25 protein-coding genes and 2 pseudogenes are annotated in these 22562 nt (G+C 62.4%); 13 read left to right on the forward strand and 14 right to left on the reverse strand.

Features of this window, described 5'->3' with window-relative positions; genetic code table 11:
• Positions 1–340: 340 nt before the first annotated feature.
• From C1H69_RS24510 to C1H69_RS03570, 8 genes and pseudogenes are all read left to right on the forward strand, one after another.
• A complete protein-coding gene (locus tag C1H69_RS24510; protein ID WP_338066160.1) occupies positions 341–490 on the forward strand; it encodes a hypothetical protein in 150 nt (49 codons plus the stop codon).
• Positions 491–520: 30 nt separating this feature from the next.
• Entirely contained in the window at positions 521–673 is a 153-nt protein-coding gene (locus C1H69_RS24365) for a type II toxin-antitoxin system HicA family toxin (RefSeq protein ID WP_102652039.1), read from the forward strand.
• Between the two features lie 46 nt (positions 674–719).
• A complete protein-coding gene (locus C1H69_RS03545; protein WP_102652040.1) occupies positions 720–1133 on the forward strand; it encodes a type II toxin-antitoxin system HicB family antitoxin in 414 nt (137 codons plus the stop codon).
• Between the two features lie 228 nt (positions 1134–1361).
• Positions 1362–1631 carry a type I-F CRISPR-associated endoribonuclease Cas6/Csy4 gene (locus C1H69_RS23170; RefSeq protein ID WP_422666878.1) on the forward strand — a complete coding sequence of 90 codons (270 nt, stop codon included), beginning with the start codon at positions 1362–1364 and terminating at the stop codon, positions 1629–1631.
• A pseudogene (locus C1H69_RS24575) lies at positions 1595–1687 on the forward strand (type I-F CRISPR-associated endoribonuclease Cas6/Csy4); the annotation flags it as partial. The gene C1H69_RS23170 and the pseudogene C1H69_RS24575, both read left to right, overlap by 37 nt.
• A gap of 34 nt (positions 1688–1721) precedes the next feature.
• Positions 1722–2165, forward strand: a complete 444-nt coding sequence (locus tag C1H69_RS03555; RefSeq protein ID WP_102652041.1) for a molybdopterin-dependent oxidoreductase — start codon at positions 1722–1724, stop codon at positions 2163–2165.
• A gap of 91 nt (positions 2166–2256) precedes the next feature.
• On the forward strand, positions 2257–2520 hold the full coding sequence (locus C1H69_RS03565; RefSeq protein ID WP_102652042.1) for a NapC/NirT family cytochrome c: 264 nt from the start codon (positions 2257–2259) through the stop codon (positions 2518–2520).
• Positions 2521–2564: 44 nt separating this feature from the next.
• Positions 2565–3149 (forward strand): DUF4202 domain-containing protein, encoded by a 585-nt coding sequence (locus C1H69_RS03570; protein WP_102652043.1) that lies wholly within the window; start codon positions 2565–2567, stop codon positions 3147–3149.
• Positions 3150–3202: 53 nt separating this feature from the next.
• Here C1H69_RS03570 and C1H69_RS24515 read toward each other — a convergent pair.
• Positions 3203–3508, reverse strand: a pseudogene (locus C1H69_RS24515) (DUF6746 family protein); the annotation flags it as partial.
• A 161-nt stretch (positions 3509–3669) separates the two neighbouring features.
• Here C1H69_RS24515 and C1H69_RS03580 point away from each other — a divergent pair.
• Positions 3670–3930 (forward strand): hypothetical protein, encoded by a 261-nt coding sequence (locus C1H69_RS03580; protein WP_102652044.1) that lies wholly within the window; start codon positions 3670–3672, stop codon positions 3928–3930.
• Positions 3931–3939: 9 nt separating this feature from the next.
• Here the strand turns inward: C1H69_RS03580 and C1H69_RS03585 are convergent, their stop codons facing one another.
• Both C1H69_RS03585 and C1H69_RS03590 read right to left on the reverse strand, forming a co-directional pair.
• Positions 3940–5022, reverse strand: coding sequence for a C45 family autoproteolytic acyltransferase/hydrolase (locus C1H69_RS03585; protein ID WP_102652045.1), 1083 nt, complete (start codon positions 5020–5022; stop codon positions 3940–3942).
• Complete coding sequence (locus tag C1H69_RS03590; RefSeq protein ID WP_102652046.1) at positions 5019–5780, reverse strand: dienelactone hydrolase family protein; 762 nt, start codon at positions 5778–5780, stop codon at positions 5019–5021. The genes C1H69_RS03585 and C1H69_RS03590 overlap by 4 nt, the downstream gene beginning before the upstream one ends.
• Positions 5781–6009: 229 nt before the next feature.
• Here C1H69_RS03590 and C1H69_RS03595 point away from each other — a divergent pair, with 229 nt between their 5' ends.
• Positions 6010–7218 (forward strand): ABC transporter substrate-binding protein, encoded by a 1209-nt coding sequence (locus C1H69_RS03595; RefSeq protein ID WP_102652085.1) that lies wholly within the window; start codon positions 6010–6012, stop codon positions 7216–7218.
• Between the two features lie 97 nt (positions 7219–7315).
• Here C1H69_RS03595 and C1H69_RS03600 read toward each other — a convergent pair whose 3' ends face one another.
• The 7 genes from C1H69_RS03600 to typA form a co-directional block, all read right to left on the reverse strand.
• Positions 7316–8623, reverse strand: coding sequence for a branched-chain amino acid ABC transporter permease (locus C1H69_RS03600; RefSeq protein WP_102652047.1), 1308 nt, complete (start codon positions 8621–8623; stop codon positions 7316–7318).
• Positions 8623–9627: a branched-chain amino acid ABC transporter permease gene (locus tag C1H69_RS03605; RefSeq protein WP_102652048.1), complete on the reverse strand. Its 1005-nt coding sequence runs from the start codon at positions 9625–9627 to the stop codon at positions 8623–8625. Before C1H69_RS03605 ends, C1H69_RS03600 begins: the two co-directional genes overlap by 1 nt.
• A gap of 30 nt (positions 9628–9657) precedes the next feature.
• Complete coding sequence (locus C1H69_RS03610; protein WP_102652049.1) at positions 9658–10362, reverse strand: ABC transporter ATP-binding protein; 705 nt, start codon at positions 10360–10362, stop codon at positions 9658–9660.
• Between the two features lie 67 nt (positions 10363–10429).
• Positions 10430–11200 (reverse strand): ABC transporter ATP-binding protein, encoded by a 771-nt coding sequence (locus C1H69_RS03615; RefSeq protein WP_102652050.1) that lies wholly within the window; start codon positions 11198–11200, stop codon positions 10430–10432.
• Positions 11201–11367: 167 nt separating this feature from the next.
• Positions 11368–11691, reverse strand: a complete 324-nt coding sequence (locus tag C1H69_RS03620; protein WP_102652051.1) for a hypothetical protein — start codon at positions 11689–11691, stop codon at positions 11368–11370.
• Positions 11692–11803: 112 nt separating this feature from the next.
• On the reverse strand, positions 11804–13060 hold the full coding sequence (locus C1H69_RS03625; protein ID WP_102652052.1) for a glutamate carboxypeptidase: 1257 nt from the start codon (positions 13058–13060) through the stop codon (positions 11804–11806).
• Between the two features lie 178 nt (positions 13061–13238).
• A complete protein-coding gene (typA, locus tag C1H69_RS03630; protein WP_102652053.1) occupies positions 13239–15092 on the reverse strand; it encodes a translational GTPase TypA in 1854 nt (617 codons plus the stop codon).
• A gap of 351 nt (positions 15093–15443) precedes the next feature.
• On the opposite strand from typA, the gene C1H69_RS03635 reads away from it, so the two are divergent.
• Entirely contained in the window at positions 15444–15977 is a 534-nt protein-coding gene (locus C1H69_RS03635; protein ID WP_102652054.1) for a glycosyltransferase family protein, read from the forward strand.
• 69 nt (positions 15978–16046) lie between these two features.
• On the opposite strand, the gene C1H69_RS03640 is transcribed toward C1H69_RS03635, so the two are convergent.
• From C1H69_RS03640 to C1H69_RS03655, 4 genes are all read right to left on the reverse strand, one after another.
• Entirely contained in the window at positions 16047–17018 is a 972-nt protein-coding gene (locus C1H69_RS03640) for a Bug family tripartite tricarboxylate transporter substrate binding protein (protein ID WP_102652055.1), read from the reverse strand.
• 149 nt (positions 17019–17167) lie between these two features.
• On the reverse strand, positions 17168–18133 hold the full coding sequence (locus C1H69_RS03645; protein ID WP_102652056.1) for a Bug family tripartite tricarboxylate transporter substrate binding protein: 966 nt from the start codon (positions 18131–18133) through the stop codon (positions 17168–17170).
• A gap of 136 nt (positions 18134–18269) precedes the next feature.
• Positions 18270–19790, reverse strand: a complete 1521-nt coding sequence (locus C1H69_RS03650) for a tripartite tricarboxylate transporter permease (protein ID WP_102652057.1) — start codon at positions 19788–19790, stop codon at positions 18270–18272.
• 1 nt (position 19791) lies between these two features.
• A complete protein-coding gene (locus C1H69_RS03655) occupies positions 19792–20250 on the reverse strand; it encodes a hypothetical protein (RefSeq protein ID WP_102652058.1) in 459 nt (152 codons plus the stop codon).
• 582 nt (positions 20251–20832) lie between these two features.
• On the opposite strand from C1H69_RS03655, the gene glnA reads away from it, so the two are divergent.
• Positions 20833–22239, forward strand: a complete 1407-nt coding sequence (gene glnA, locus C1H69_RS03660; protein ID WP_102652059.1) for a glutamate--ammonia ligase — start codon at positions 20833–20835, stop codon at positions 22237–22239.
• A 62-nt stretch (positions 22240–22301) separates the two neighbouring features.
• Complete coding sequence (locus C1H69_RS23520) at positions 22302–22472, forward strand: hypothetical protein (protein WP_165789409.1); 171 nt, start codon at positions 22302–22304, stop codon at positions 22470–22472.
• Positions 22473–22562: the final 90 nt, after the last annotated feature.

The following is a 22562-nucleotide window of genomic DNA, read 5'->3' on the forward strand; positions in this document are numbered from 1 at the left end:
CGGGCATGGGTAGTGCGTGGTGGGCGAGTCGCGGCCCGCACGGGTCGCGCGGATAGAAACTGGTAGCAGGGAATTCAGTTGCCCAGGTGGCTATTGCGTCGCGGCCCGCACGGGTCGCGCGGATAGAAACAGCCGAGAGCGAGATGATCAGTACCAGCACAGCGGTCGCGGCCCGCACGGGTCGCGCGGATAGAAACATACCGCCAAGGATGCGCTGGCAGCCGGGCTGGGTCGCGGTCCGCACGGCCGCGTGGATAGAAACCTGCCGGCGCCAGCGAGGGCTGTGGCATGCGGGCGCATGAGTGCCTAGCTGGAGCAGGTGGTGGAGGCGCCGGACGAGTTGACGCAGCTTGCGGTGCGTTCGCAGCACATGCAGCGTTGGCAGGTCCCCCGCAACGAGTACCGTCGCGACCAGGGCAAGCGGGCTGGGCCTATCTCGCTCATGCTCGAGCTCGAGCCGCGCAACACCGACCAAGCCGTGCCCTATTGATAAGTGCGGGGTTATTGGGGTTATTAGAATTTGCACATTTCTCATAAGAGTTGCTATAACCCCATTAACAGACAGAAAGGAGCTGGAGGTGGCAAGCCCGTCACCATCACAGTGCCTCACCCGAAGAAGGATGTGAAAATAGGGGTGGAAAAGGCGATCAGGAAACAGGCTGGCCTCGCGTGAGGTCGGCGCTTGGCTTGCCACCTTCGGCTCAATAGGAGGGATAACCATGCACTACCCCATCGCTATCGAGATCGGCGACGAGCAGCACGCCTATGGCGTCGTCGTTCCCGATCTGCCCGGCTGCTTCTCCGCCGGCGATACCTTCGACGAAGCCATTGCCAACGCCCGTGAGGCCATTGAAGGTCATCTTGAGGTGCTTGCCGAGCACGGCGATCCGATTCCCATGACCAAGAGTCTCGAGCAGCATGTGGCGAATCCCGAGTTCGCGGGCTGGATCTGGGCAGCGGTCGAGATCGACATGGCGCCCTACCTGGGCAAAAGCCACAAGATCAACGTCACGCTGCCGGAGCTGCTCATCAAGCGTATCGACACCACCGTGGCAAGGAACAGCGATTACAAGACACGCTCAGGCTTTCTGGCCGAAGCGGCACTACATGAACTGGAGCGCTGCGCGCCCTAACGCAAGCTCCCCAGCCAATGGCCGGGGAGCTTTCTTCTGACGCTTTCCTAAATTCCTATCACCACCCATACCGCCGCGCCTGGCTCACCACCATGCCGCGCACATCGCGCTGCCGCACCGCAAATGCCCAATCCGATCGAGCGGCGGTATCAACCGCAACTGCCCGCCAATCCTATGACTGTGAAAAAGTCTCTGCTCGCCATCCTAATCCACCATCACCAGATCGGCATGCTGCGCCACCCTTGCCTCATTCACCACCAGCACATCACCCTCGATCATCTTCGGCTACATAGGCAACAGGCTCGGCTTGAGCAGCTGATGTCGATTTCGTGGCTCACCGGCATGCATGACCACGTAATATTGGCAGCCATTCAGCCAGTACTTGCCGAGGCGCGTCACCGGCCGTTCGGCATCGACAGCTCAACACTGGGAGCCCTAGCCGGGCGAAGTGTTATGCCCAGCGGCATGGCGTCGAAATCGAAGAAGCTCAGCGCTTGATGGAAACGCCTGCCGCGCGGCAGGTCGCTCTGCCTTTCGTGCAGGTCTGTAGCCGTTCCAGCGGGCAGCGTTTCGCTCTATTCATCGAGCATGGCCAGGGCCTACGCCGACCCCAATCGCAAGGTGATGTCGCTGTGGACCATGGGCATGAACCAGCATACCCGGGACACATGGGTCAACGGTCTGGTCTACAATGTGCATCTACTGATGGGCAAGATATCGGAACCGGGCAATAGCTCGTTCTCGCTGACGGGGCAGCCTTCCGCCTGTGGCACCGCCCGTGAAGTGGGCACGTTCGCCCATCGCCTGCCCTCCGATATGGTGGTGACCGATCCCGAACACCGCGCGTTCGCCGAGCGGATGTGGCAGCTGCCGGAAGGCACCATTCCCGAGACACCAGGTTATCACGCCGTTCTGCAGAGTCGCATGCTCAAAGATGGCAAGCTGAACTGCTGGACGAGGTGCCGGACGACGGGTATGACCTGTGGCTGTGCACCGGCCGGGTACTGGAGCATTGGCATACCGGCAGCATGACCCGCCGTGTGCCGGAGCTGCATCGTGCCCAGCCGAACGCGCTTCTCTACATGCATGATGCCGATGCCCGAGTCAACGGGGAGGGGGTGCAATGTTCGAGGGCAAACGGCTTGAACTGGCGCAGCGCGTGTGGCGCACCATGGAGCGTACCGACTCCCGCGAATGCCGCAATTGTCACGACTTCGAATACATGGACTACATGGATCAGAGTGAACGCGCCCTGCAGCGTCATCTACAGGGCGAGGCGGAGGGCAAGACCTGCATTGACTGTCATAAGGGCGTCGCGCACAAGCTGCCCGACATGAGCGAACTGGATCCCAGCGTGGCGCCCGGCGGGCTGCAGAATGAGGGGTGATTTACGGTTATGCTGTCTTCTGAACCCCATGCCGGAGCTTCGCCATGATCACTGTCTTCCAACAAACCATCACCGCCCTCGATGCTCTCCATGCGGAGGATCCGCGACGGGTGGAGGTCGACGGTGAGTCGTTGCCGCTGGAGCTGTGGCATGCGGGGCGCATGAGCGCCTGGCTGGAACAGGTGGTGGAGTCACCGGACGAGCTGACGCAGCTTGCGGTGCGTTCGCAGCACATGCAGCGTTGGCAGGTCCCCCGCAGCGAGTATCCCGAGGGGCGGGTAGGGTACCTGACCTGGCGTCGCGACCAGGGCAAGCGGGCAGGCGAGACCACGGCGCGGGTCATGGAGGAGTGCGGCTATTCGCCGGAGGATGGCGCGCGGGTGGCGCAGATGATCCGCAAGCAGGGGCTGGGCCGCGATGAGGGTACCCAGGCGGTGGAGGACTGCGCCTGCCTGGTGTTCCTGGAGAACTATTTCGGTGACTTTTCGAAGCAGGTGGAGCACGACCACCTGATCCGTATCGTGCGGAAGACCTGGGGCAAGATGTCGCCACGGGCTCGTGAGCTGGCGCTGAGCCTGCCCATGAGCGATGAGGCGCGTGGGCTGGTGGAGGAGGCCCTGGCGGGCTAGGCTCTGCCGGCTCCCCGCCGATTTCAGGCAGAGCCTGCCGATGCCCAGGCGGTTTACGGGACCAGTGTCTGGGCGGCTTCCAGGTAGGCCTCGCCGTTGCTTTTCACCCGTTCGATATCCCCGGTTTCCGAGCCCTGGTGTACCTCTTCCAGGGTGAAGGCCATGGCTTCCACTTCCTCGGTGATCGTTTCCAGGGCGTTTTCCAGGGTATAGGTCAGCTCATGGATGGTGCCCAGATCGGTCATGCTCAGCTCGTCCTGGGCCAGCAGTGCTGCCAGTTGCTGGTTGTACGCCGAAAAATTCGTGACCGCGTCGGTCAGGGTTTCCGCGGGTTCGCCCTTGAAGTGGGCGGGCCTTGAATCGGCGAGGGTATGTCACAAGCAACGTTTGCCATTGCGGCCTGGCGGCAGGCAGGTGGCAACGAATTGCGCAAAGCGGATTTGACAGGAAGCGGTGGAGGGAACTAGATTCTTATGGCAATGATAATCGTTATCATTAATAAAATCTATTGGAGGTCTCCATGTCGTTCCGCATCAATACCGCGTTCAAGGGGGTGGGTCCCACGCTGCAGATATGTGATGCCACGTCGGGTTCGGTGCGCCTGGCCTGGGAGCATCAGCGTCAGGCACCGGATATTTCCGAAGAGGATCGGGAACTGATGCAGCTATGTCGTGAAGAAGCGACCCACAACCTGCTCCGTCGGCGTTTCCTGCTGACGACCGAGCAGTACCTGAAGGGTGAGCTGGACGCCGCCGGGCAGCCCCGCACGCGCGCTAGATGAGCTGACTCGTCAGGCCAGAGCCAGGCTCAGGCCGCTGGTGGTTTCACACGGCTTGCCATGTCGCAGGGTCAGGCGCCGCTCGCTCAGGTTCATGACCACGGAGAAGAGCGTTTCCATGCGCTCGTCGGGGGGCTGGTCGGGGTTGAAGTGACGGCAGATCGACATCGGGGCGTTGTCGTGGTCGCTGAGGGCCCCGAACAGGGTGGTTTCGTCTATACGGGCGTCAACGGGCAGCCCTTCCCGTATCAGGGTGTCGAGCCTCTCCAGCCGTGGGCGTGAGTCGATGCGCGGGTAGTCTTCCACCGGGCAGGTGGTGGGCAGGGCGTAGAGGTGGTTGGTATGGGTGACCACGCCGTCTTCGGGCGTCAGGCGGCCGGGTTCGCCGGGCTGTACTTCCATCCCCTGTGCCTGGCCGTCGCCGCTGGCCAGCAGGAAATGGGCCGGCGAGCAGATTCGGTCATGGGTGGCCACGCGAAGCGCGCTTTCCAGGTCGGGGCTCTCCAGGATCTTGCGCAGGGCAACGTGGATCGGCAGTCCCTCGCCACAGGTCTGCGAGCGGATGGCATTGAGGCATACGCCGATCCCTCTGGCATTCATGCCGATCTTTCCCACCATACCCGCTTCTCCCACGCTGATCAGCGGGGTCGTACCGGTGCCTTCTATCCTCAATACCACCACGTTATGCAACTGGTCGTTACGCCAGTCCCAGTTCTGGGCCAGCCACTGCTGGCCGTGGCGTCGCAGGGAAAAGGCCGAGCAGCCGCCGCTGGAACGGGTCAGGGCGATCTCGCTGCGACAGTTGAGGGTCAGGATATCGAGGAAGTCGACGCCGGCGCCACGGGCGATGCCCTCCATCTCCTCGATGATCGCCGGGAAGCCACGTTCGATCATGGGCTGGAAGCGAACGGCTTCCTGGCGCGCCTCCTCCCAGGCGATGCCGACGAAATCATGGAAGAGCCGGTCGTAGACCTCGAGGCTGTGCTGGATGAGCCTTGCATGAGTGCTGCCGTGGGCCTCTCCGACAATGTGACGGTTGCCGGCAAGCTCGGTCACGGCTAGGCTGGCGAAGCATGCGGTATCGACTGGGGTCACAGTACCTCCTCGAGCAGGGTCAGGAAGGCCGCCCAGGACCTCTCGTCGGCACGCTCCTGGTAGCGGTCATCGCCGAATACGGTGAACCCGTGGGGGGCGCCGGAATAGACCTGGATCTCGTAGGTAAGCGCTACCGCTTCGAGTTCCTCGGCCAGGGTGGCGACGTCCTCCATGGTGACGGAGCTGTCGGCGCCACCGTGGGCGATCAGCAGTGGCGGGGTGTCCTCTGGCCATTCCTGGTCCTCCGGTGTGCCCAGGCTGCCATGGAAGCTGGTGTAGCCGGCGATGTTCTCGGCCTCGCCGGAACGGGCGAGCTCCAGCGTCACGGCGCCGCCGAAGCAGTAGCCCATCACCACCGTGGCGTCGGCGGCACCCTGCTCGCGGGCTTCGGCCAGGCCGGCCAGGGTCAGGGCACGCATGCGCTCACGGTCGCTATAGAGGGCGCGGGTGGCGGCCTGACGGTCTTCGGTCGTCTCGGGGCGATTGCCCTGGCCAAACAGGTCGATGGCGAAGGCATCGTACCCTTCGGCCGCCAGCATGTCGGCGCGCTGGCGCTCGTAGTCGTCGAGTCCGTCCCAGTCGTGGATGATGAGCACGGTGCCGCGGGCTTCGCCCTCCGCGCTGGCAAGATAGCCTTCGAAGGTTTCCTCGTCATGCTCATAGGTCACGTCCTGGCCGGCGGGTACGAAGGCGTGGACGGTCCCGGCGGCCAGGCCAAGAGGGGCCAGCAGCAGAGCGGACAGGATCAACGGGCGCATGGGAAGCTCCTTGGGTGATCGGCAGTGGGCTTCCAGTATAGATGCTCCTGGCCGAAGCGAGCCTGAGCGTTGAAGCGACGTCCCGCTCGCTGAAGGGCTTCGGCCAGTATGATCAATGAGTTGACGGCCTATTCGCCTGAGCTTACGTTGGCAGGGGGGCTTGTGTTTTAGCCGCGAGCCTTCCAGATTTAGGGGGTGCACTTTCTTTGCAACCAGAGTGAGCAGAACAATCATGAAAAAACGCGTTTTGGCGATGGCAGTGGCGGCATCCAGCCTGATGTTCGCCGGTGCGGCGCAGGCTGAAGTCAAGATTGGTTTCCTGGGCGGTTTCACCGGCCCGATCGAAAGCCTGACCCCTCCGATCTATGAAGGCGCCCAACTGGCGGTCAGGCATGTCAACGAGCAGGGTGGGATCCTGGGGGGCCAGACGCTGGTGATGCCCAGCGCGGATACCACCTGCAGCGATGCCTCGGCGGCTTCCAACGCAGCGGACCGCATGGTGAACACCGAGAACGTGACCGCCATCGTGGGGGCATTGTGTACCGGTGCGACCATTGCCGCGGCCAACAATGCTGCGATTCCCGGTGGCGTGGTAATGGTCTCGCCAGCTTCCACGGCGCCCGCCGTGACCGATCTGGACGACAATGATCTGGTGTTCCGTACCGTGCCCTCGGACTCCTTCCAGGGTGACATCCTGGCCAGGCTGATGCTTGACAAGGGTTTCGATGATGTCGCGGTGACTTTCGTCAACAACGATTATGGCCGCGGCCTGGCTGATGCCTTCGTCGAGTCCTTCGAGGCCGGCGGTGGCGTCGTGTCCGAGAATCTGGCCCATGAGGATGGTCGTGCGGACTATCGCTCCGAGCTGGGCTCGCTCTCTGCCAGTGGCTCCGAAACGCTGGTCGTGCTGGCCTATGCCGATGGCTCCGGTCAGACCGTGCTGCGTCAGGCCTATGAAAGCGGCATGTTCACCCAATATGCCGGTGCCGACGGCATGGTGGGCTCCGCCCTGGTCGAGGCGGTGGGCGCCGATGTCCTCGAGGGCATGATCGCTACCCGCCCGGGCAGCCCCGAGCTTCCCGGTACCGAACTCTTCAACCAGGCAGCCGAGGAAGCGGGCTTCGACCCCAGCGCGGTATTCGCGGCCCAATCTTACGACGCCGCCTTCCTGCTGGCGCTGGCCATCGAACAGAACGGCAGCGCCGAGCGCGAAGGGCTGTCCGAGGCGCTGCGCAGCGTTTCCAGCGCGCCGGGTGAAGTGATCCTGCCCGGCGAGTGGGAGAAGGCCGTGGAGCTGATCGCCGCAGGCGAGGAGATCAACTACGAAGGGGCGTCCGGTAGCCATGAGTTCGACGAGAACGGCGACGTACCCGGCGTCGTGGTCGAGATGGTCGTGGAGGATGGCGCCTTCGTCGGCAAGGGCCAGGTCGATCTCTAGGCGATTGTTACCCATGCCAAAAGGCTGAAAGAAAGCCTGTAAGAAGGAAGCCCCGGCGGGCAGCATCGTCGGGGCTTTTGCGTCGTGGCCGACGTTGTCAGTCGTGATGCTTGATTTTCTCCGGCAGCAGTCCTTGCGGCGCGAAGCGCAGCACCAGCGTGATCAGCAGGCCGATCACGAATACCCGGGCCTGCAGCGCTCGACTGTCCAGGTTGCCGGGTGGCTCCCAGCCAAAGACGCCTTCTCCCACGTAGACCGCCATGTTCATCAGGAACAGTGCCAGGGGCTCGGACATGAGCCAGATGATGTAGACCGCCACGGCGCCGAAGAGGGTGCCCAGATTGTTGCCGGGGCCGCCCAGGATCACCATGACCAGAACCAGGAAGGTATGGTTGAGCGGCAGATAGCCCTGGGGGTCGAACAGGCTGTTGAAGGAGGCCAGGGCTCCGCCGCCGATGCCCATCAGGATGCAGCCCAGCACGAAGATCTCCAGGCGGCGCCTGTTGATATCCTTGCCCATGGCTGCGGCAGAGACCTCGTTGTCCCGTATGGCGCGTATCATGCGCCCCCAGGGGGCATGATAGGCGCGGTGGAGCAGAAAGAAGATCACCGCGATCAAGGCTGCCGTGACCGACAGGTAGAGGGCCCGCGCCAGGGTGAATCCCAGCTCGCTGGGTCCGGGGGTGGGCCAGGGCAGCGGCGAGACGGTGGCGGTACCGCGGGTCAGCCAGTCGGAGTTCTTGAGGAACGCCTTGATGATCTCGGCAATCCCCAGGGTGGCGATGGCCAGATAGTCGCTGCGCAGTCCAAGGCAGATATGGCCGATGAAATAGCCGATACTGCCGGCGAGCGCGCCGCCGACGATCCAGCCGGTCCAGGCCGGCAGCCCCAGCCCGCCGATGAAGCCGGCACGGGACTGGATCTCGCCGGTGACCCCGCGCAGCATGCTGAGCACGACCAGGTAGAGCACCACCGCCAGCACCACGGCAATGACGGTGCGCAGCTTCTTCGGCACCCCGAAGCGGTGAAGCCTGGTGGCACCTATCACCAGCAGCACCGAGCCGATAAGGTAGAGCAGCACGCGGCCCAGCTCGCCGGGCAGTTCGGTACCCCAGAAGGCGTCGTTGACCGGCACGCTGAAGAGCATGGCGGAGAACCCGCCGATCGCCACGAAGCCCATCACGCCGGCGTTGAACTGGCCGGCATACCCCCACTGGATGGTCAGGCCCAGGGCCAGGATGGCGTAGCAGGAGGCTTCCACCAGCATGCGAGTGCTGTAGGCGGCGCCCATGACGGCATAGACACCCAATATGGCGACCAGCAGGGCGCCGAAGAGTATGACTTCGCGTACCGGGAAGCGGCGGGTGGTCGTCGGCTTGGCCGGGGAGGGAGCAGGACTGTTCATCAGATCACCTTACCCTTGAAGATGCCGGTGGGACGCCACACCAGGATGGCCACCAGGATGAAGAAGGGCACCACGATCTTGTACTCGGTGCCGACGAAGGCGAGATTACGCGGCAGTTCCAGCCATTCGGGGAAGTGGTGCTGAACCGGTCGCAGCAGCACCGTCCAGTTGAAGACAGCCAGGGTTTCGGCGAAGCCGACCACGAAGCCGCCGGCAATCGCTCCATAGGGGTGACCGACACCGCCCACGATGGCGGCGGCAAAGATCGGCAGCAGCAGGAAGAAGCTGAGATCTGGCTTGAAGGTCACGTCCAGCGATAGCAGGGTGCCGGCAACGGCGGCCAGGCCACCGGCAATCACCCAGGTCACCGCCACGATGGTATTGGTATTGATACCGGAGGCGCGGGCCAGGTCGGGGTTGTCGGACATGGCGCGCATTGCCTTGCCCAGCCGCGAGCGGTTGAGGAAGAGATGCAGGCTCACTACAGCGGTGATGGTCAGGATGAACAGGATGATCTGCGGCTCGGTGACGATCACCGGCCGGGTGGCCAGTTCGAAGGGCAGGTCCAGTCGGTAGATCTCCTTGCGCTCGCCGATGTAGAGGCTCTGGGCGCTGGTACCGGCGAACAATCGAATCAGCCCCTGCAGCATCAGGGTCACGCCCAGCGAGCCGATGACCAGCACGATGGGTTTGACGCCGTGGGCCCGCAGTGGCTTGTAAAAGGCTTTGTCGATTCCCACGGCCAGTAACGCGGTGAGTACCATGGCCAGCGGTAGCATGACCACGGGTGTGGGCAGGCCGACCACGGCTCCCACGCCCGGAAAGGCCAGGGTCAACAGCAGCACCATGAAGGCGCCGAAGGTCATCATGTCGGCATGGGCGAAGTGGGCGAAGCGCATGATGCTGAATACCAGCGTCACGCCGATGGCGCCGATGGCATAGATCGAGCCGGTCACGCTGCCAGCGATCACCACGTTGTTGATGAAGAAGACCAGTTCATTCACGACATTACTCTCCAGATACTGGCGCCAGGGCTAGCCACCGAGGAAGCTCTTGGCGACGTCCGGGTCGGCGAGCAGCGCCGCGCCGGTATCGGTGAAACGGTTCTGGCCGGCGGCCAGCACGAAGCCCTTGTCGGCAATGGCGAGTGCCTGCTTGGCGTTCTGTTCCACCATCAGGATGCCCACGCCGGCGGCATTGATCTGCTTCACCCGCTCGAAAATCTCATTCATGTAGAGCGGTGATAGGCCGGCGGTGGGCTCATCGAGCAGGAGTACCTCGGGCTCGGCCATCAGGGCCCGTCCCATGGCCACCATCTGGCGCTGGCCACCGGAGAGCTCGCCGGCCGGCTGGTGGCGCTTGTCGTGGAGCGGGGGGAAGAAGTCGTAGACCTGCGTCAGCATGCGCTTGACGTTGTGGGGCTTGAGGAAAGCGCCCATCTCCAGGTTTTCCTTCACCGTGAGACTGGGGAATACGTTCTTCTCCTGGGGGATGAAGCCCATGCCCTTCTGCACCAGCTTGTTGGGGGGCAGGTTGTGGATGGGTTCGCCCCGCAGCAGGATCTCACCCTGGCTGACGGTGAGCAGGCCGAAGATGGCCTTGAGCATGGTCGACTTGCCGGCGCCATTGGGGCCGACGATCACTCCGATCTCGTCGGCCTCGATCGACATGTTCACCCCGTTGAGGATATTCATGCCGCCATAGCCGCCGTGCACGTCGCGTGCTTCGAGTAATGGCATCGTTGGAATCTCTGCGCTGTCGTGACGGTTCTGCTTGTTGTCCGTTGGTGCCGGGCAATAGCGGTTATCAGGCGGCACCGGCCCCGAAGTAAGCCTCGATCACCTGGGGGTTGTTCTGTATTTCCTCGATGCTGCCCTCGACCATCACACTGCCCTGGGCCAGCACGATCACCGGATCGCAGAGCCTGGCGATCATGTCCATGTCGTGTTCGATGACCAGGAAGGTGTAGCCCATTTCCCGGTTGAGACGTTCGATGTTGGTCATCAGGTCGCCGAGCAGGGTGCGGTTGACACCGGCGGCGATCTCGTCGAGCAGTACCACGCAGGCGTTTGTCATCATGGTGCGGCCCAGCTCGAGCAGCTTCTTCTGGCCACCGGAGAGGTTGCCGGCCAGTTCGTTGCGAACGTGGTGCAGGCCGATGAACTCGATCACCTCCAGGGCGCGTTGGCGTACTTCGGTTTCCTGCTCGCGCACCACGCCCGGCTTGAGCCAGGCGTTGAAGAGGCTCTCGCCGGCCTGGGCCGGTGGCACCATCATCAGGTTCTCCAGAGCGGTCATCTGGGAGAACTCATGAGCGATCTGGAAGGTACGCAGCAGGCCCTTGTGGAACAGTTCGTTGGCGGGGCGGTTGGTGATGTCCTCGCCGTCGAGCAGTATCTGGCCACTGTCCAGCGGCAGGGCGCCGGCAATGATATTGAAGAGAGTCGACTTGCCGGCGCCGTTGGGGCCGATCAGCCCGGTGATGGAGCCTTCCTCTACCTGAATGGAGCAGTCGTTGATGACGTTGAGGCCACCAAAGGCCTTGTGGACGTGCCTGACGTCGATGATGGCTGACATGTCGATTATGCTCGGTTTCCGTCCGGTGTGTCTCTGGCGCCCGGAGTATTGTTATGGCGGTTCCAGCGGCGCCTACACTTTGCGACAGAACCCTGCTTTTTGGCCAGTGGTAAAACGTTAAGGATACGTTGGAAACAACTGATGACCGGGGCTTCCGTTCATGAGTGTCACACCGGCTCCTCCTCATCGTTGTCGTCGCGGGCGGAGGGCTCGAAGGCGCGGCTTTCATCCGGCAGTCGCACGGTGTCGCCCGTGGCCAGCTTGCCGGCCAGTTTGTGCCGTTCCCCGCTCTCTGGATCGATCAGCGCGACGACATTGCCGATGCTGGTGCCATTGACGTAGGCTTCGACCCGGATGCGGACTACCAGACCCTGATAGCGGGCCGAGAGAATATCGCCCGGCCCGGGATCGGAGCGCCCGGTGGGGTGCTTCTCGAAGTGACGTGCCACGCTACTCGCGCCGGGGTCGTCCCATTCCACGTGTCTGTGCATCTTGCCTCCTGATATCGAACGTTCGTTTGCTCCATGAAGCATAGACGGCGTTACCGCCACGAAAAAAGCCCACCATTGCGGTGGGCCCTATCTGGGTGGCGCGATACCGCCTTCAGGGGCTCTCCTCGGCAAGATCCATGATCAGCCGTGTCGCCAGGTAGAGGCGCGGTACTACGCTGTCGAGTTCGACGAACTCGTCGCTGCTGTGATAACGGCCGCCCACCAGGCCAAGAGATTCGAGCACGGCGGGATGTTCGGCGTCAGGCTGGTAGGCGTACGCAGCATCGGTGCCGCCGCCGATTTCGACGGCTTCCAGGTCGAGGTCGAGTTCGCCATAGATCGCTTGTGCGGCTTCGGCCAGCGCCTGTGTCTGGGGGTTCTCCGGCAGTGGTGGCCGCCCGCGCTCGAGCCGGAATTCCACGTCGGTGTCCTCGATCAGCCGGTCGGCAATGATCTCGTTGGCCTCTTCGGTCACGCGATCGTATTCGTCGGCATCGAAGTAGCGCATGTCGCCTTCGGCTCGGGCGCTCTCGGGGATGATGTTGCGTGTGCCGCCGCCCTCGATCACCGTCCAGTTGAGGGTGGTCTCCTTGTCGGGGTCGTCGAGGTCGTCGAGCTGCAGCAGTTGGTGGGCGAGTTCCATCACCGAGTTGCGGCCTTCCTCCGGGGCGCCGCCAGCATGCGAAGCGCGGCCGGTGACCTCGAGGAAGGCGTAGTTGATGCCCTTGGTCACGGTGGTGACCGAAGAGACCCCGTCCACGCCAAGGGTCGGTTCGAAGACCAGAACCGCGTCCTGCTTGCCGGCGAGTTCCTGGATGAGGTCGCGCGAGCCCAGCGAGCCTTGCTCCTCGTCGGGATTGAAGACCACCGTCAGGGTGCCGTAGCCGTCGAAGTCCAACTCCTCCAGCATGGCCAGGCTGTGCAGTATGACCGCCACGCCTCCCTTGGCGTCGCCCACGCCGGGGCCGTAGGCGCGACCCTCCTCGGTGCGGAACGGCCGCTCGGCCGCGGTGCCTTCGCCGAACACGGTGTCATAGTGGATCATCAGCATGATGTCGCGTTCGCCGCTGCCCTGAAGGCGGCCGACCAGGGTGTTGCCGCCGAGCTCTTCGGAGGGGTGGGTCTCGATCTCGGCGCCCAATTCTTGCAGCCGCTCCTCGAGAATCGCTTCGACCTCGGCAAGCCCTGCTTCGAAGGTGGTGCCCGAGTCGATGTTGACCAGTGTCTCGAGCGTCTCGAGCAGCGGCGCTTCATGGCGCTCGGCGGCGTCGAGGATCTCCTGGCGGGGCTCGGCGGCGAGAGGCGCGGCGCTGGTCAGGGCGGCCAGGCCCGCGCCAAACAGCAACGGCTTGAAGGGGAATCCATTCATGGCAGGTTCCTTTTTGTCATCGCTTGTCGTCACTCACTTGCTTGGGGTTTGCTTGGCCTTTCGGGCGAAGCGCATACCAAGTCTAGGGCAGGGGGCGGCGAACGCAATGAGCAGGCGGGCTGGCACCGATAGAAAAAGCCCACCTGGACGGTGGGCTCTTCTGTGACTGGTTCGGGCGTTACGCCTTGCTGGCGCGCTTGCGCTCGTTTTCCTTGAGAAACTTCTTGCGTAGACGAATGTGGTTGGGGGTGATCTCGACCAGTTCGTCGGAATCCAGGAACTCGATGGCCTGCTCCAGCGAGAACTTCACCGGCGGGGTCAGGACGATGTTCTCGTCGTTACCCGTGGAGCGCATGTTGTCGAGCTTCTTGCCCTTGGTGGGGTTGACCACCATGTCGCTGGCGCGATTGTTGATGCCGACCAGCATGCCTTCGTAGACCTCGGTAGCATGGTCGATGATCAGCTTGCCGCGTTCCTGCAGGGCATACAGGGCGTAGGCAAGAGCCTTGCCATCCACCATGGAAACGAGCACGCCGTTACGCCGCTCGATGGAGGCATCGGGCTTCAGTGGGCCGTAGTGGTCGAAACGGCTGGTCAGGATGCCGGTGCCCGAGGTCAGGGTCAGGAACTGGCCGCGAAAGCCGATCAGGCCGCGTGCGGGAATCATGAAGTCCAGACGCACGCGGCCCTTGCCGTCGGGGTTCATGTTGGTCAGCTCGCCCTTGCGGTAGCCGAGCTCCTCCATGATGGCGCCTTGATGCTGCTCCTCGCAGTCGATGATCACCTCTTCGTACGGCTCCTGCCTGACGCCGTCGATCTCCTTGATGATCACTTCGGGGCGGCCCACGGCCAGCTCGAAGCCTTCGCGACGCATGGTCTCGATCAGCACCGACAGGTGCAGTTCACCACGGCCGGAAACCTTGAACTTCTCCGGGGTATCGCCCGCCTCGACACGCAGCGCCACGTTGTGGATCAGCTCCTGTTCAAGGCGCTCCTTGATGTTGCGGCTGGTGACGTACTTGCCGTCACGGCCGGCAAAGGGCGAGTCGTTGACCTGGAATGTCATGGACACGGTGGGTTCGTCAACCGACAGCGGCGGCAAGGCCTCGACGACGGCCTGGTCGCAAAGGGTATCGGAGATCGAAAGGTTGTCGATGCCGGTGATGCAGACGATATCCCCGGCATCGGCACGCTCGGCCTGTACGCGTTCCAGACCCATGTGGGTCATCACCTGGCCTATCTTGCCCTTGCGGGTGGAGCCATCGGTGCTGATCACGGTGATCGGCTGGTTGGGTCGCACGCTCCCGCGCTTGATGCGGCCAAGTCCGATGACACCGACGTAGCTGTTGTAGTCCAGTGCCGAGATCTGCATCTGGAAGGGGCCATCGAGCTCGACCTTCGGCGGCTCGACGATATCGACGATGGATTGCAGCATCGGCGTCATGTCGTCGGCCAGCGCATCCGGGTCCATGCCGGCGACGCCGTTGAGCGCCGAGCAGTAGATGATCGGAAAATCGAGCTGCTCGTCGGTGGCTCCCAGGTTGTCGAACAGGTCGAAGATCTGGTCGATGACCCAGTCGGGGCGGGCGCCGGGGCGGTCGATCTTGTTGACGACCACGATCGGTTTCAGACCCTGGGCAAAGGCCTTCTGGGTCACGAAGCGGGTCTGCGGCATCGGGCCGTCGACGGCGTCCACCAGCAGCAGCACCGAATCCACCATGGACATGACGCGCTCGACCTCGCCGCCGAAGTCGGCGTGCCCCGGGGTGTCGACGATATTGATGTGATAGACCTGATCGGAATCAGGCGCCTGCCAACGAATCGCGGTGTTCTTGGCCAGGATGGTGATGCCGCGTTCCTTTTCCTGGTCGTTGGAGTCCATGACGCGCTCTTGCCCCTCGGCCTTGCGGTCCAGCGTACCGGACTGGCTGAGCAGCTTGTCGACCAGGGTCGTCTTGCCGTGGTCGACGTGGGCAATGATGGCAATATTGCGAAGGCTCTCGATCTGAGAGGGGGTTACAGCTGTGCTCATAGGTTATGACTCGTCATCATGTACGCACCTATGTACACGTCTTGAAAAGTACCCTAGGCGCGGGGGTAGGGAAGTGGAGGCGCATTGTACAGACTAGAAAGGTAGGGGAATAGCAGAACCTCCATCATCGTGCTGACGGGGCAGGTTGACGGCAGCCAGCCTCGGTGTCGGAGGATGAGCTCCCCACTACCTGAACAGGACGAAACTGGGGTGGGCGATGCGATAAAAACCAGTCTGTATACACACTTGGATATCTTTATACACTCATTGAAATTTTTTGATACGGTTCTGTAGCCTTTCTCGTCTCGCCTGGTGCGTTCTTGTGGTCAGCTTCGCGGAGTCCGGCCCGTCATGTTAATCAGCGTCCTTCTTGATGCCCGCTCGTCCGGTGCCCAGCTGCCACGCCAGCTGAGTTCCCTGCACAAGGCTTCGCAATCATGGAAAGGATACGAGCTGCTGATCGTGGACGACACCCTGGATGGGCGCTTGCCGGCGCTGGCGAGTCGCTATGGCGTCAGACTGTTGCCTTGTGCGCCAGCCCCATTGGGTAACCGCATGAACACTGCCGTGGGCGCAAGCCAGGGCGATCTGCTTCTCTTTCCCGGCCTGGTTGCACGCCGTTCCTATCACTGGCTGGACGACATGATCAGTGATGTGAAGCACGGGGCCTGGGATGTCGCCATTCTCCCGGCGCGACGACAGAGCGTGCTATTCCGGCTTTGGGGGCTGCTGCTGAGAGTCTCGCCGACCGACACCTTCTGCGTGACCCGTGACTGGTTCGAGCGCATCGGCGGCTTCGATCCGGGTCTCGAGGCTGAGGCGGTGCCGGAACTGCTCGAACGTCTGCACGCCTGCCAGGCCAGGGTGTTGGTTGGGAGTGCTTGATCCTGCGATGGTCAAGCCTCACCAGCGCCCGCGCGAGGCAGTCGCTGGTGAGGCTTGGGTTCAAGGAGCTCAGTCGTCCTCGGGAACCCCACCCATCTCGTCGAGCAGCCGACGATAGTTCTCGGACTGGGAGTACAGCATCTCGGTGGCGTCTTCCTCACCGATGAAGTGCACCGGCATCAGAATGCGTTCTTCGGTAATCTCGATGAAGCGCGGGTCCCGGGTTGCCACTTCCAAGGCTTCCGCCAAGCGCTCGACGTGGGCATCCGGCGTGTTCTTGGGCACTACCACCACGCGGAAGTCAGAGGTGTCGATGTCGTACCCGGCTTCCATCACGGTCGGTGCATCCGGGAAGGCGAACAGGCGCTCGCCATCCATGCTCAGCAGTACCGGCATCTCACCGGTTTCGGCGTAGCCGGAGTGGGTGCCGCCGCTGTAGCCGAAGTCGACGTCACCCGAGAGGATCAGCGGCGCCATGCCGGCGCCACCGGATGTCGGCACGATGCGCAGGTCGAGGTCTTCCTGCTCCATGATGTATTCGATGACCAGGCGGTCCAGGGCATGCTGGGTGGCATAGCTGGTGCCCGGGTTCTCGCGTGCATACTCGATCAGGTCTTCCCAGCTGTCACCGAACGGACGGTTCTCGCCGGTGACGATAGCGTGCTGGACGGTGGTGATGCTGGCCACGTAGCGGAAATCGTCCAGTGTGAAATCGGTATCGTGGGCATGGGGCGCGAAGGTGAGAGTGCCATTCGTACCCGCATAGATGAAGGTATGGCCCTCATCCTGGTTGTTCATCAGGCGAGTCAGCGAGACCGCGCCACCGGCGCCGGGCTGGTTGACCACGTTGACCGGCTGGCCGAGGTTTTCCTCGAGCACGTTGGCCAGGACTCGGGCCTGGATGTCGGTGCTGCCGCCAGCGCCGAAGCCGACCACCAGGGTCAGCGGCTTGGTCGGAAACTCGTCGGCCTGGGCCAGACAGGTGACACCAAAGGCCATGCTGACGGAAAGGATGGCAGTGCTTAGCCGTTTCATTTTCATTGTTGAACCTCTCATTGCGTTATTGGCCTGCGGATGGCGCGAGGCACAGAGTGTGGCGAGAGCAGGCGCTCGGTCAGCGCCTGCCGCGGGCTCGCCGTTGCCGCCGCTCCTGGCGCCAGGAGCGGCGGAAACCGTTGGCGTCAGAGGGATCAATCCTCCGGCACGCCGCCTAGCTCTTCCAGCAGGGTCCTGTAGCCTTCGATCTGATCACGCAGGGTCTGCGTCACTTCATCCTCGGGGATGTAGGTCACGGGCATCAGGATGCGCTCTTCGGTGATCTCGATGAAACGCTCGTCCCGGGTGGCGGCTTCCAGGGCCTCGGCAAGGCGCTCCACACGATCGTCCGGTACGTCCTTTGGCACCATCACCACGCGGATCTCGGCGGCATTGATGTCGTAGCCCGCCTCCGGCAGGGTCGGGGCGTCGGGGAAGGCGACCAGGCGATCCTCGGCCAGACTCAGCAACACCGGCATCTCGCCGGAATCGGCATAGCCTGAGTGGGTGCCACCGCTGTAGCCGAAGTCGACGTCACCCGAGAGAATCAGCGGCGCCATGCCGGCACCGCCGGAGGTCGGCACGATGCGCAGGTCCAGGCCTTCCTGACGGGCGATGTACTCGATGATCATGCGGTCCAGTGCGGTCTGGGTGGCGTAGCTGGTACCCGGGTTTTCACGAGCGTACTCGATCAGGCCTTCCCAGGTGTCACCGAAGGCACGGTCTTCCCCGGTAACGATGGCCGATTGGCCCAGCGTCACGCCGGCCACGTAGCGGAAGTCATCCAGCTCATAGGTGGTTTCGGTGGAGAGCGGGCCGAAGGTGATGGTCATGGACGTGCCGAAGACGACGGTGTAGCCCTCGTCGGCATTGTTGGCCAGGCGGGCCAAAGCCACGCCGCCCCCGGCACCGGGCTGGTTGACCACGTTGACCGGCTGGCCTAGGTTTTCCTCGAGAACGTTGGCCAGGACACGGGCCTGGATGTCGGTGCTGCCGCCGGCACCAAAACCCACCACCAGGGTCAAGGGCTTGCTCGGGAAGTCGTCGGCCTGGGCCAGGCCCGCGGCGCCGAAGGCCATGGCGGAGGAAAGAATGGCAGTACCCAGCAGTTTCAATTTCATGGTGTCTTAACCTCTTTGGTGCTGATGTGTGATTGTTGTGTGAGACAGCTGTGGTTTTACGTGATGAATGGCATGGCTGCCGGAACGTGCCGCAGCGGCACGGCTAGGGGGCCCGGCCCTCGGGGCCGGGCCCGGATCAGGATTGCCTGGCCTTCAGGCGATCGCCCAGCCAGCGTCGATAGGCGGTCCAGGCCAGGTGCAGCACCATGAGAGCCGTGAAGACGACAAAGGCCAGGGCGATGGGCCGCTGAAGCAGGATGCCGATGTCGCCGCCCGACAGAATCACAGACTGACGCAGGTTCATTTCCAGCATCGGCGTGACGATGAAGGCGACCAGGAAGGTGACGAAGGAGTAGTCAAATTTTTTCAGGAAGTAGCCGAAGATCGAGAAGACAAAGACGGTGGCCAATCCAAAGGTGCCATAGCCCTGTACCTGAATCCCGGCAAGGCAGAGAAAGATGACTATCGCAATCACGATGTGTGGTGGCACGTTGGTGACCTTGGCGAAGATGCGTAGGCCATACCAGCCCACCACCAGCATCAGTACGCTCGCCACGATCATCCCCGAGAACAGAGTGAACAGCATTTCCGGGTGTTCGCGCAGCATTAGCGGGCCGACCTGGATGCCGTGGATCATGAAGGCCCCCACCAGCAGGGCTGCCGATACGCTGCCGGGGATCCCCAAGCCGAAGAGCGGGATGTAGCTGGCCGGGATCACCGCATTGTCCGCGGACTCTGCGGCGGCAATGCCGTTGGGGTTGCCCTTGCCGAAGCTGTCGGGGTCCTTGGCGGTGCGTTTGGCCAAGCCATAGGCCATGAAGGCTCCGACAGTGGGGCCGAGCCCGGGCAGGGCTCCGACGAAAGCGCCCACGCCGGTACTCTTGAATATCGTCGGCAGGGTGCTCTTGAACTCCCGATAGGAGAGGCTGTCTTCACTGCTCTTGCCCAGCTTGATGACACTGGCACCCTTGTTGCGTCGATGCTCATCAAGCTGAGCGAACATCTCGGCCAGGGCCAGGGTGCCGATCACCAGCGGCAGGATGGGCACGCCCTCCATCAGCTCGGCGTAGCCGAAGGTGAGGCGAGCGGCACCGGTTTCCGGGTCAAGGCCGACGGTGCCGAGGATGATGCCCATGCCGCCAGCCGCCAGCCCTTTGAGGAACGAGCCACCCGCCATGCCGGCGACGAAAACCAGGGCGAAGACCAGGATGGCAGTGAGTTCATAGGGCCCGAATTTCAGCGCTACCGAAGCAAAGGGAATCACTACGGCAATCAGCAGCAAGGTGGCCAGCAGGTCGCCGATCACCGAGGCCAGCAGACCGACCTTGAGCGCCTTGCGAGGCTTGCCGTTCTTGGCCATGGGGTAGCCATCCAGGCAGGTGGCCGCCGAAGAAGGCTCGCCGGGCGTGTTGAGCAGGATCGCCGACACGGCGCTGCCGGCGGCGGTGCCCTTGGACAGGCCGATCAGGAAGGCGATGGCCGCATAGGCGGACATGTAGAAAGTCAGTGGAATCGCAATGGCAATTGCCACCGCCCGGTTCAAGCCGGGAATGACCCCGACGATGTAGCCGAGCAGCACGCCGCCGAAAATGATGGCAATCGATTCATAGTGGAGGGCGGCAATGAAGGCGCTGAGAATGGCGTCGAATCCGATCATGTCATACCACTCCGATGCGCATCAGGTGGGCGGTCAGCCCGTAGAGGCCGGCGGCGGGGATGATCGATGACAAGACAACCACGTGCCAGCGTCGCTCACCGAGAATCAATAGCAGGGCGCCGATCATGAAGGGGGCTGTCCAGGTCAGCGGGAAGCGGTCGACCAGCACGATGAAGGCCAACACATAGAGAAACGGCCACGTCTGGTGCCAGAAGTGGCCGAACTCAGGAAAGGCGATCAGCGGTTTGCCGTCGCGTTTCAGCGTAATGAAGCTGACGATGGAGAGTGCGGCAGCGCAAGCGAGCATCAGCCAGGCACCCAGAGTGGCGAGCAGTTGGGGGGGCAGGCCGAAGGCGAAACCGCTGCCACCGTAGGTCGGGATGATCCAGGTGATCAGCACCACCGAAACCGTGGCGACACCGAGACCTGACCAGAAGTTCTTGCGTGGTGTATCGGTCATGGCATGTACGTTATTGGATGTTGTATGTATGGGTAGGAGGCTCAAAATGGCCGATTGTGGCGGCCGCGCAGAGAATTTTTTTGAATCCATGCTTGCTGAAAGTATTGTTTTGCTGCGCAAGCCAGTGAGAACGGACAGTATCTTCTGTGACGGAGCGACTCAATCCTGTCATTTGACGAAGCGTCAACGCTGTTGTTCGGCCTGTTCTTGCTGACTCATGGCATCGCCGGGCGAAGTCGCGGCGATCTTGCTTTCTTATGGTGCGAGGATAATTTTTTTCGCACGCTATTGGTGCGCCAGTAAGGGTTCTGGCGACTGCTTGCCACCTTGCATGGTCCGGCTGTTTCAGGGCGGTGCAAGTCTAGCAATGAAAAATGTCCGTCATATCAGAGAGAAAAGAAGACTCTGAGTGCTGGTGGTGCATTATTGGCACGCGGCCTGCATTAACTTGGCAGCTCACCATGCTCGTGCATGGTGATCGTGGGCATCCCTGCTCACCGCGTGCTACAACATGTGCTGGACGAACCAGCGCTAGTGGGTCATTAGCCAATGAATCGAGCCAATGCTCAAACGGAGGACATCATGTCTGCCAAGACTCTCGCCCTGATCGAAGAACACGATGTGAAGTGGGTGGATCTGCGTTTCACCGACACCCGGGGCAAGGAGCAGCACGTCACCATTCCCGCCCGTGACGTGGACGACGAATTCTTCGAGAACGGCCAGATGTTCGACGGCTCCTCGATTTCCGGTTGGAAGGGTATCAACGAGTCCGACATGATTCTGCGTCCGGAAGACGGCACCGCCTTCCTTGACCCGTTTACCGAAGATTCCACCCTGGTGCTGCGCTGCGACATCATCGAGCCGGCCACCATGCAGGGTTATGAGCGTGACCCGCGCTCCATCGCCAAGCGCGCCGAGGCCTACCTTCAGAGCAGCGGCCTGGGCGACACCGCCTTCTTCGGCCCGGAGCCGGAATTCTTCATCTTCGACGAGGTGCACTGGAAGTCCGATATCGAAGGCTCCATGTACAAGATTTCTTCCGAAGAGGGCGCCTGGTCCACCGACCGCCAGGTCGAGGGCGGTAACCTGGCGCACCGTCCCCGGGTCAAGGGCGGTTATTTTCCGGTGCCCCCGGTGGACAGCTTCCACGACATCCGTGGCGCCATGTGCAACACACTGGAAGCCATTGGTCAGAGCGTCGAGGTGCACCACCACGAGGTGGCGAACGCCGGCCAGAACGAGATCGGGATCAAGTTCAACACCCTGGTGAAGAAGGCCGACGAAGTTCAGGAAATGAAGTACGTCATCCACAATGTGGCTCACGCCTATGGCAAGACGGCTACCTTCATGCCCAAGCCTCTGGTTGGTGACAACGGTTCCGGCATGCACGTTCACCAGTCGTTCTGGAAAGATGGGGTCAACCAGTTTGCCGGTGACCAGTACGCCGGGCTGTCGGAAATGGCGCTGTACTATATCGGCGGCATCATCAAGCATGCCCGTGCCTTGAACGCCTTCACCAATGCCTCGACCAACTCCTACAAGCGTCTGGTGCCGGGCTTCGAAGCGCCGGTCATGCTGGCCTACAGTGCTCGTAACCGTTCTGCATCGATCCGCATTCCCTACACCGCCAGCCCCAAGGGAAAGCGCATCGAAGCCCGCTTCCCCGACCCGACCGCCAACCCCTACCTGGCGTTCGCGGCCATGTTGATGGCCGGTCTCGACGGCGTCAAGAACAAGATCCACCCTGGCGATGCCATGGACAAGAACCTGTATGACCTGCCTCCGGAAGAGGGCAAGGCCGTGCCGACCGTGGCCCATAGCCTGGATCAGGCCCTTGAGGCACTGGATGCCGACCGTGCTTTCCTTACCGAAGGGGGCGTCTTCACCGATGACATGATCGATGCCTATATCGAGCTCAAGATGGAAGACGTGGAGCGTATTCGCATGACCACCCACCCGATCGAGTTCGACATGTACTATTCCTGCTAACGATGGCAGGCCACGAGCGGCGAGTCAGCGCTCGGGTACATGAATGCGAAAGGGGCTCCGCCATGGTGGAGCCCTTTTTTATCTTACGCCTTGGAAAGACACGCCAGGTGCCAAGACGTGCAATCTGGCGCGCCTTCGCGGTGCGTTTCAGCTCGTTGCCTGCCATTCTGTCTGCTGCTGGCGTGTTGGCTGCCGGCAAATATGCCCTCGATGCACCATTGATGTGCATCTAAGGTTTGTCACTTTGCCCTGAAACGGCGCCATATCGCCCTTTATTGGGTTGGCGCGCTTCTTGCTTATGCTATGTGATAGAGAATGTGGCC

The organism is Billgrantia endophytica (genome assembly GCF_002879615.1).
In the GTDB taxonomy this organism is placed as follows: Bacteria; Pseudomonadota; Gammaproteobacteria; order Pseudomonadales; family Halomonadaceae; genus Halomonas; species Halomonas endophytica.

Coding starts and splice junctions, on each gene's coding strand:
- C1H69_RS03625 (WP_102652052.1), bottom strand. CDS start 13,060: ATGAATGGATTCCCCTTCAAGCCGTTGCTGTTTGGCGCGGGCCTGGCC.
- C1H69_RS03655 (WP_102652058.1), bottom strand. CDS start 20,250: ATGACCGATACACCACGCAAGAACTTCTGGTCAGGTCTCGGTGTCGCC.
- C1H69_RS23520 (WP_165789409.1), top strand. CDS start 22,302: ATGGTGGAGCCCTTTTTTATCTTACGCCTTGGAAAGACACGCCAGGTG.
- C1H69_RS03615 (WP_102652050.1), bottom strand. CDS start 11,200: ATGTCAGCCATCATCGACGTCAGGCACGTCCACAAGGCCTTTGGTGGC.
- C1H69_RS23170 (WP_422666878.1), top strand. CDS start 1,362: ATGCTGCGCCACCCTTGCCTCATTCACCACCAGCACATCACCCTCGAT.
- C1H69_RS03600 (WP_102652047.1), bottom strand. CDS start 8,623: ATGAACAGTCCTGCTCCCTCCCCGGCCAAGCCGACGACCACCCGCCGC.
- C1H69_RS03610 (WP_102652049.1), bottom strand. CDS start 10,362: ATGCCATTACTCGAAGCACGCGACGTGCACGGCGGCTATGGCGGCATG.
- C1H69_RS03565 (WP_102652042.1), top strand. CDS start 2,257: ATGTTCGAGGGCAAACGGCTTGAACTGGCGCAGCGCGTGTGGCGCACC.
- C1H69_RS03580 (WP_102652044.1), top strand. CDS start 3,670: ATGTCGTTCCGCATCAATACCGCGTTCAAGGGGGTGGGTCCCACGCTG.
- C1H69_RS03545 (WP_102652040.1), top strand. CDS start 720: ATGCACTACCCCATCGCTATCGAGATCGGCGACGAGCAGCACGCCTAT.
- C1H69_RS03645 (WP_102652056.1), bottom strand. CDS start 18,133: ATGAAATTGAAACTGCTGGGTACTGCCATTCTTTCCTCCGCCATGGCC.
- C1H69_RS03555 (WP_102652041.1), top strand. CDS start 1,722: ATGGCCAGGGCCTACGCCGACCCCAATCGCAAGGTGATGTCGCTGTGG.
- C1H69_RS03635 (WP_102652054.1), top strand. CDS start 15,444: ATGTTAATCAGCGTCCTTCTTGATGCCCGCTCGTCCGGTGCCCAGCTG.
- C1H69_RS03590 (WP_102652046.1), bottom strand. CDS start 5,780: ATGCGCCCGTTGATCCTGTCCGCTCTGCTGCTGGCCCCTCTTGGCCTG.
- C1H69_RS03650 (WP_102652057.1), bottom strand. CDS start 19,790: ATGATCGGATTCGACGCCATTCTCAGCGCCTTCATTGCCGCCCTCCAC.
- C1H69_RS03640 (WP_102652055.1), bottom strand. CDS start 17,018: ATGAAAATGAAACGGCTAAGCACTGCCATCCTTTCCGTCAGCATGGCC.
- C1H69_RS03570 (WP_102652043.1), top strand. CDS start 2,565: ATGATCACTGTCTTCCAACAAACCATCACCGCCCTCGATGCTCTCCAT.
- glnA (WP_102652059.1), top strand. CDS start 20,833: ATGTCTGCCAAGACTCTCGCCCTGATCGAAGAACACGATGTGAAGTGG.
- typA (WP_102652053.1), bottom strand. CDS start 15,092: ATGAGCACAGCTGTAACCCCCTCTCAGATCGAGAGCCTTCGCAATATT.
- C1H69_RS03620 (WP_102652051.1), bottom strand. CDS start 11,691: ATGCACAGACACGTGGAATGGGACGACCCCGGCGCGAGTAGCGTGGCA.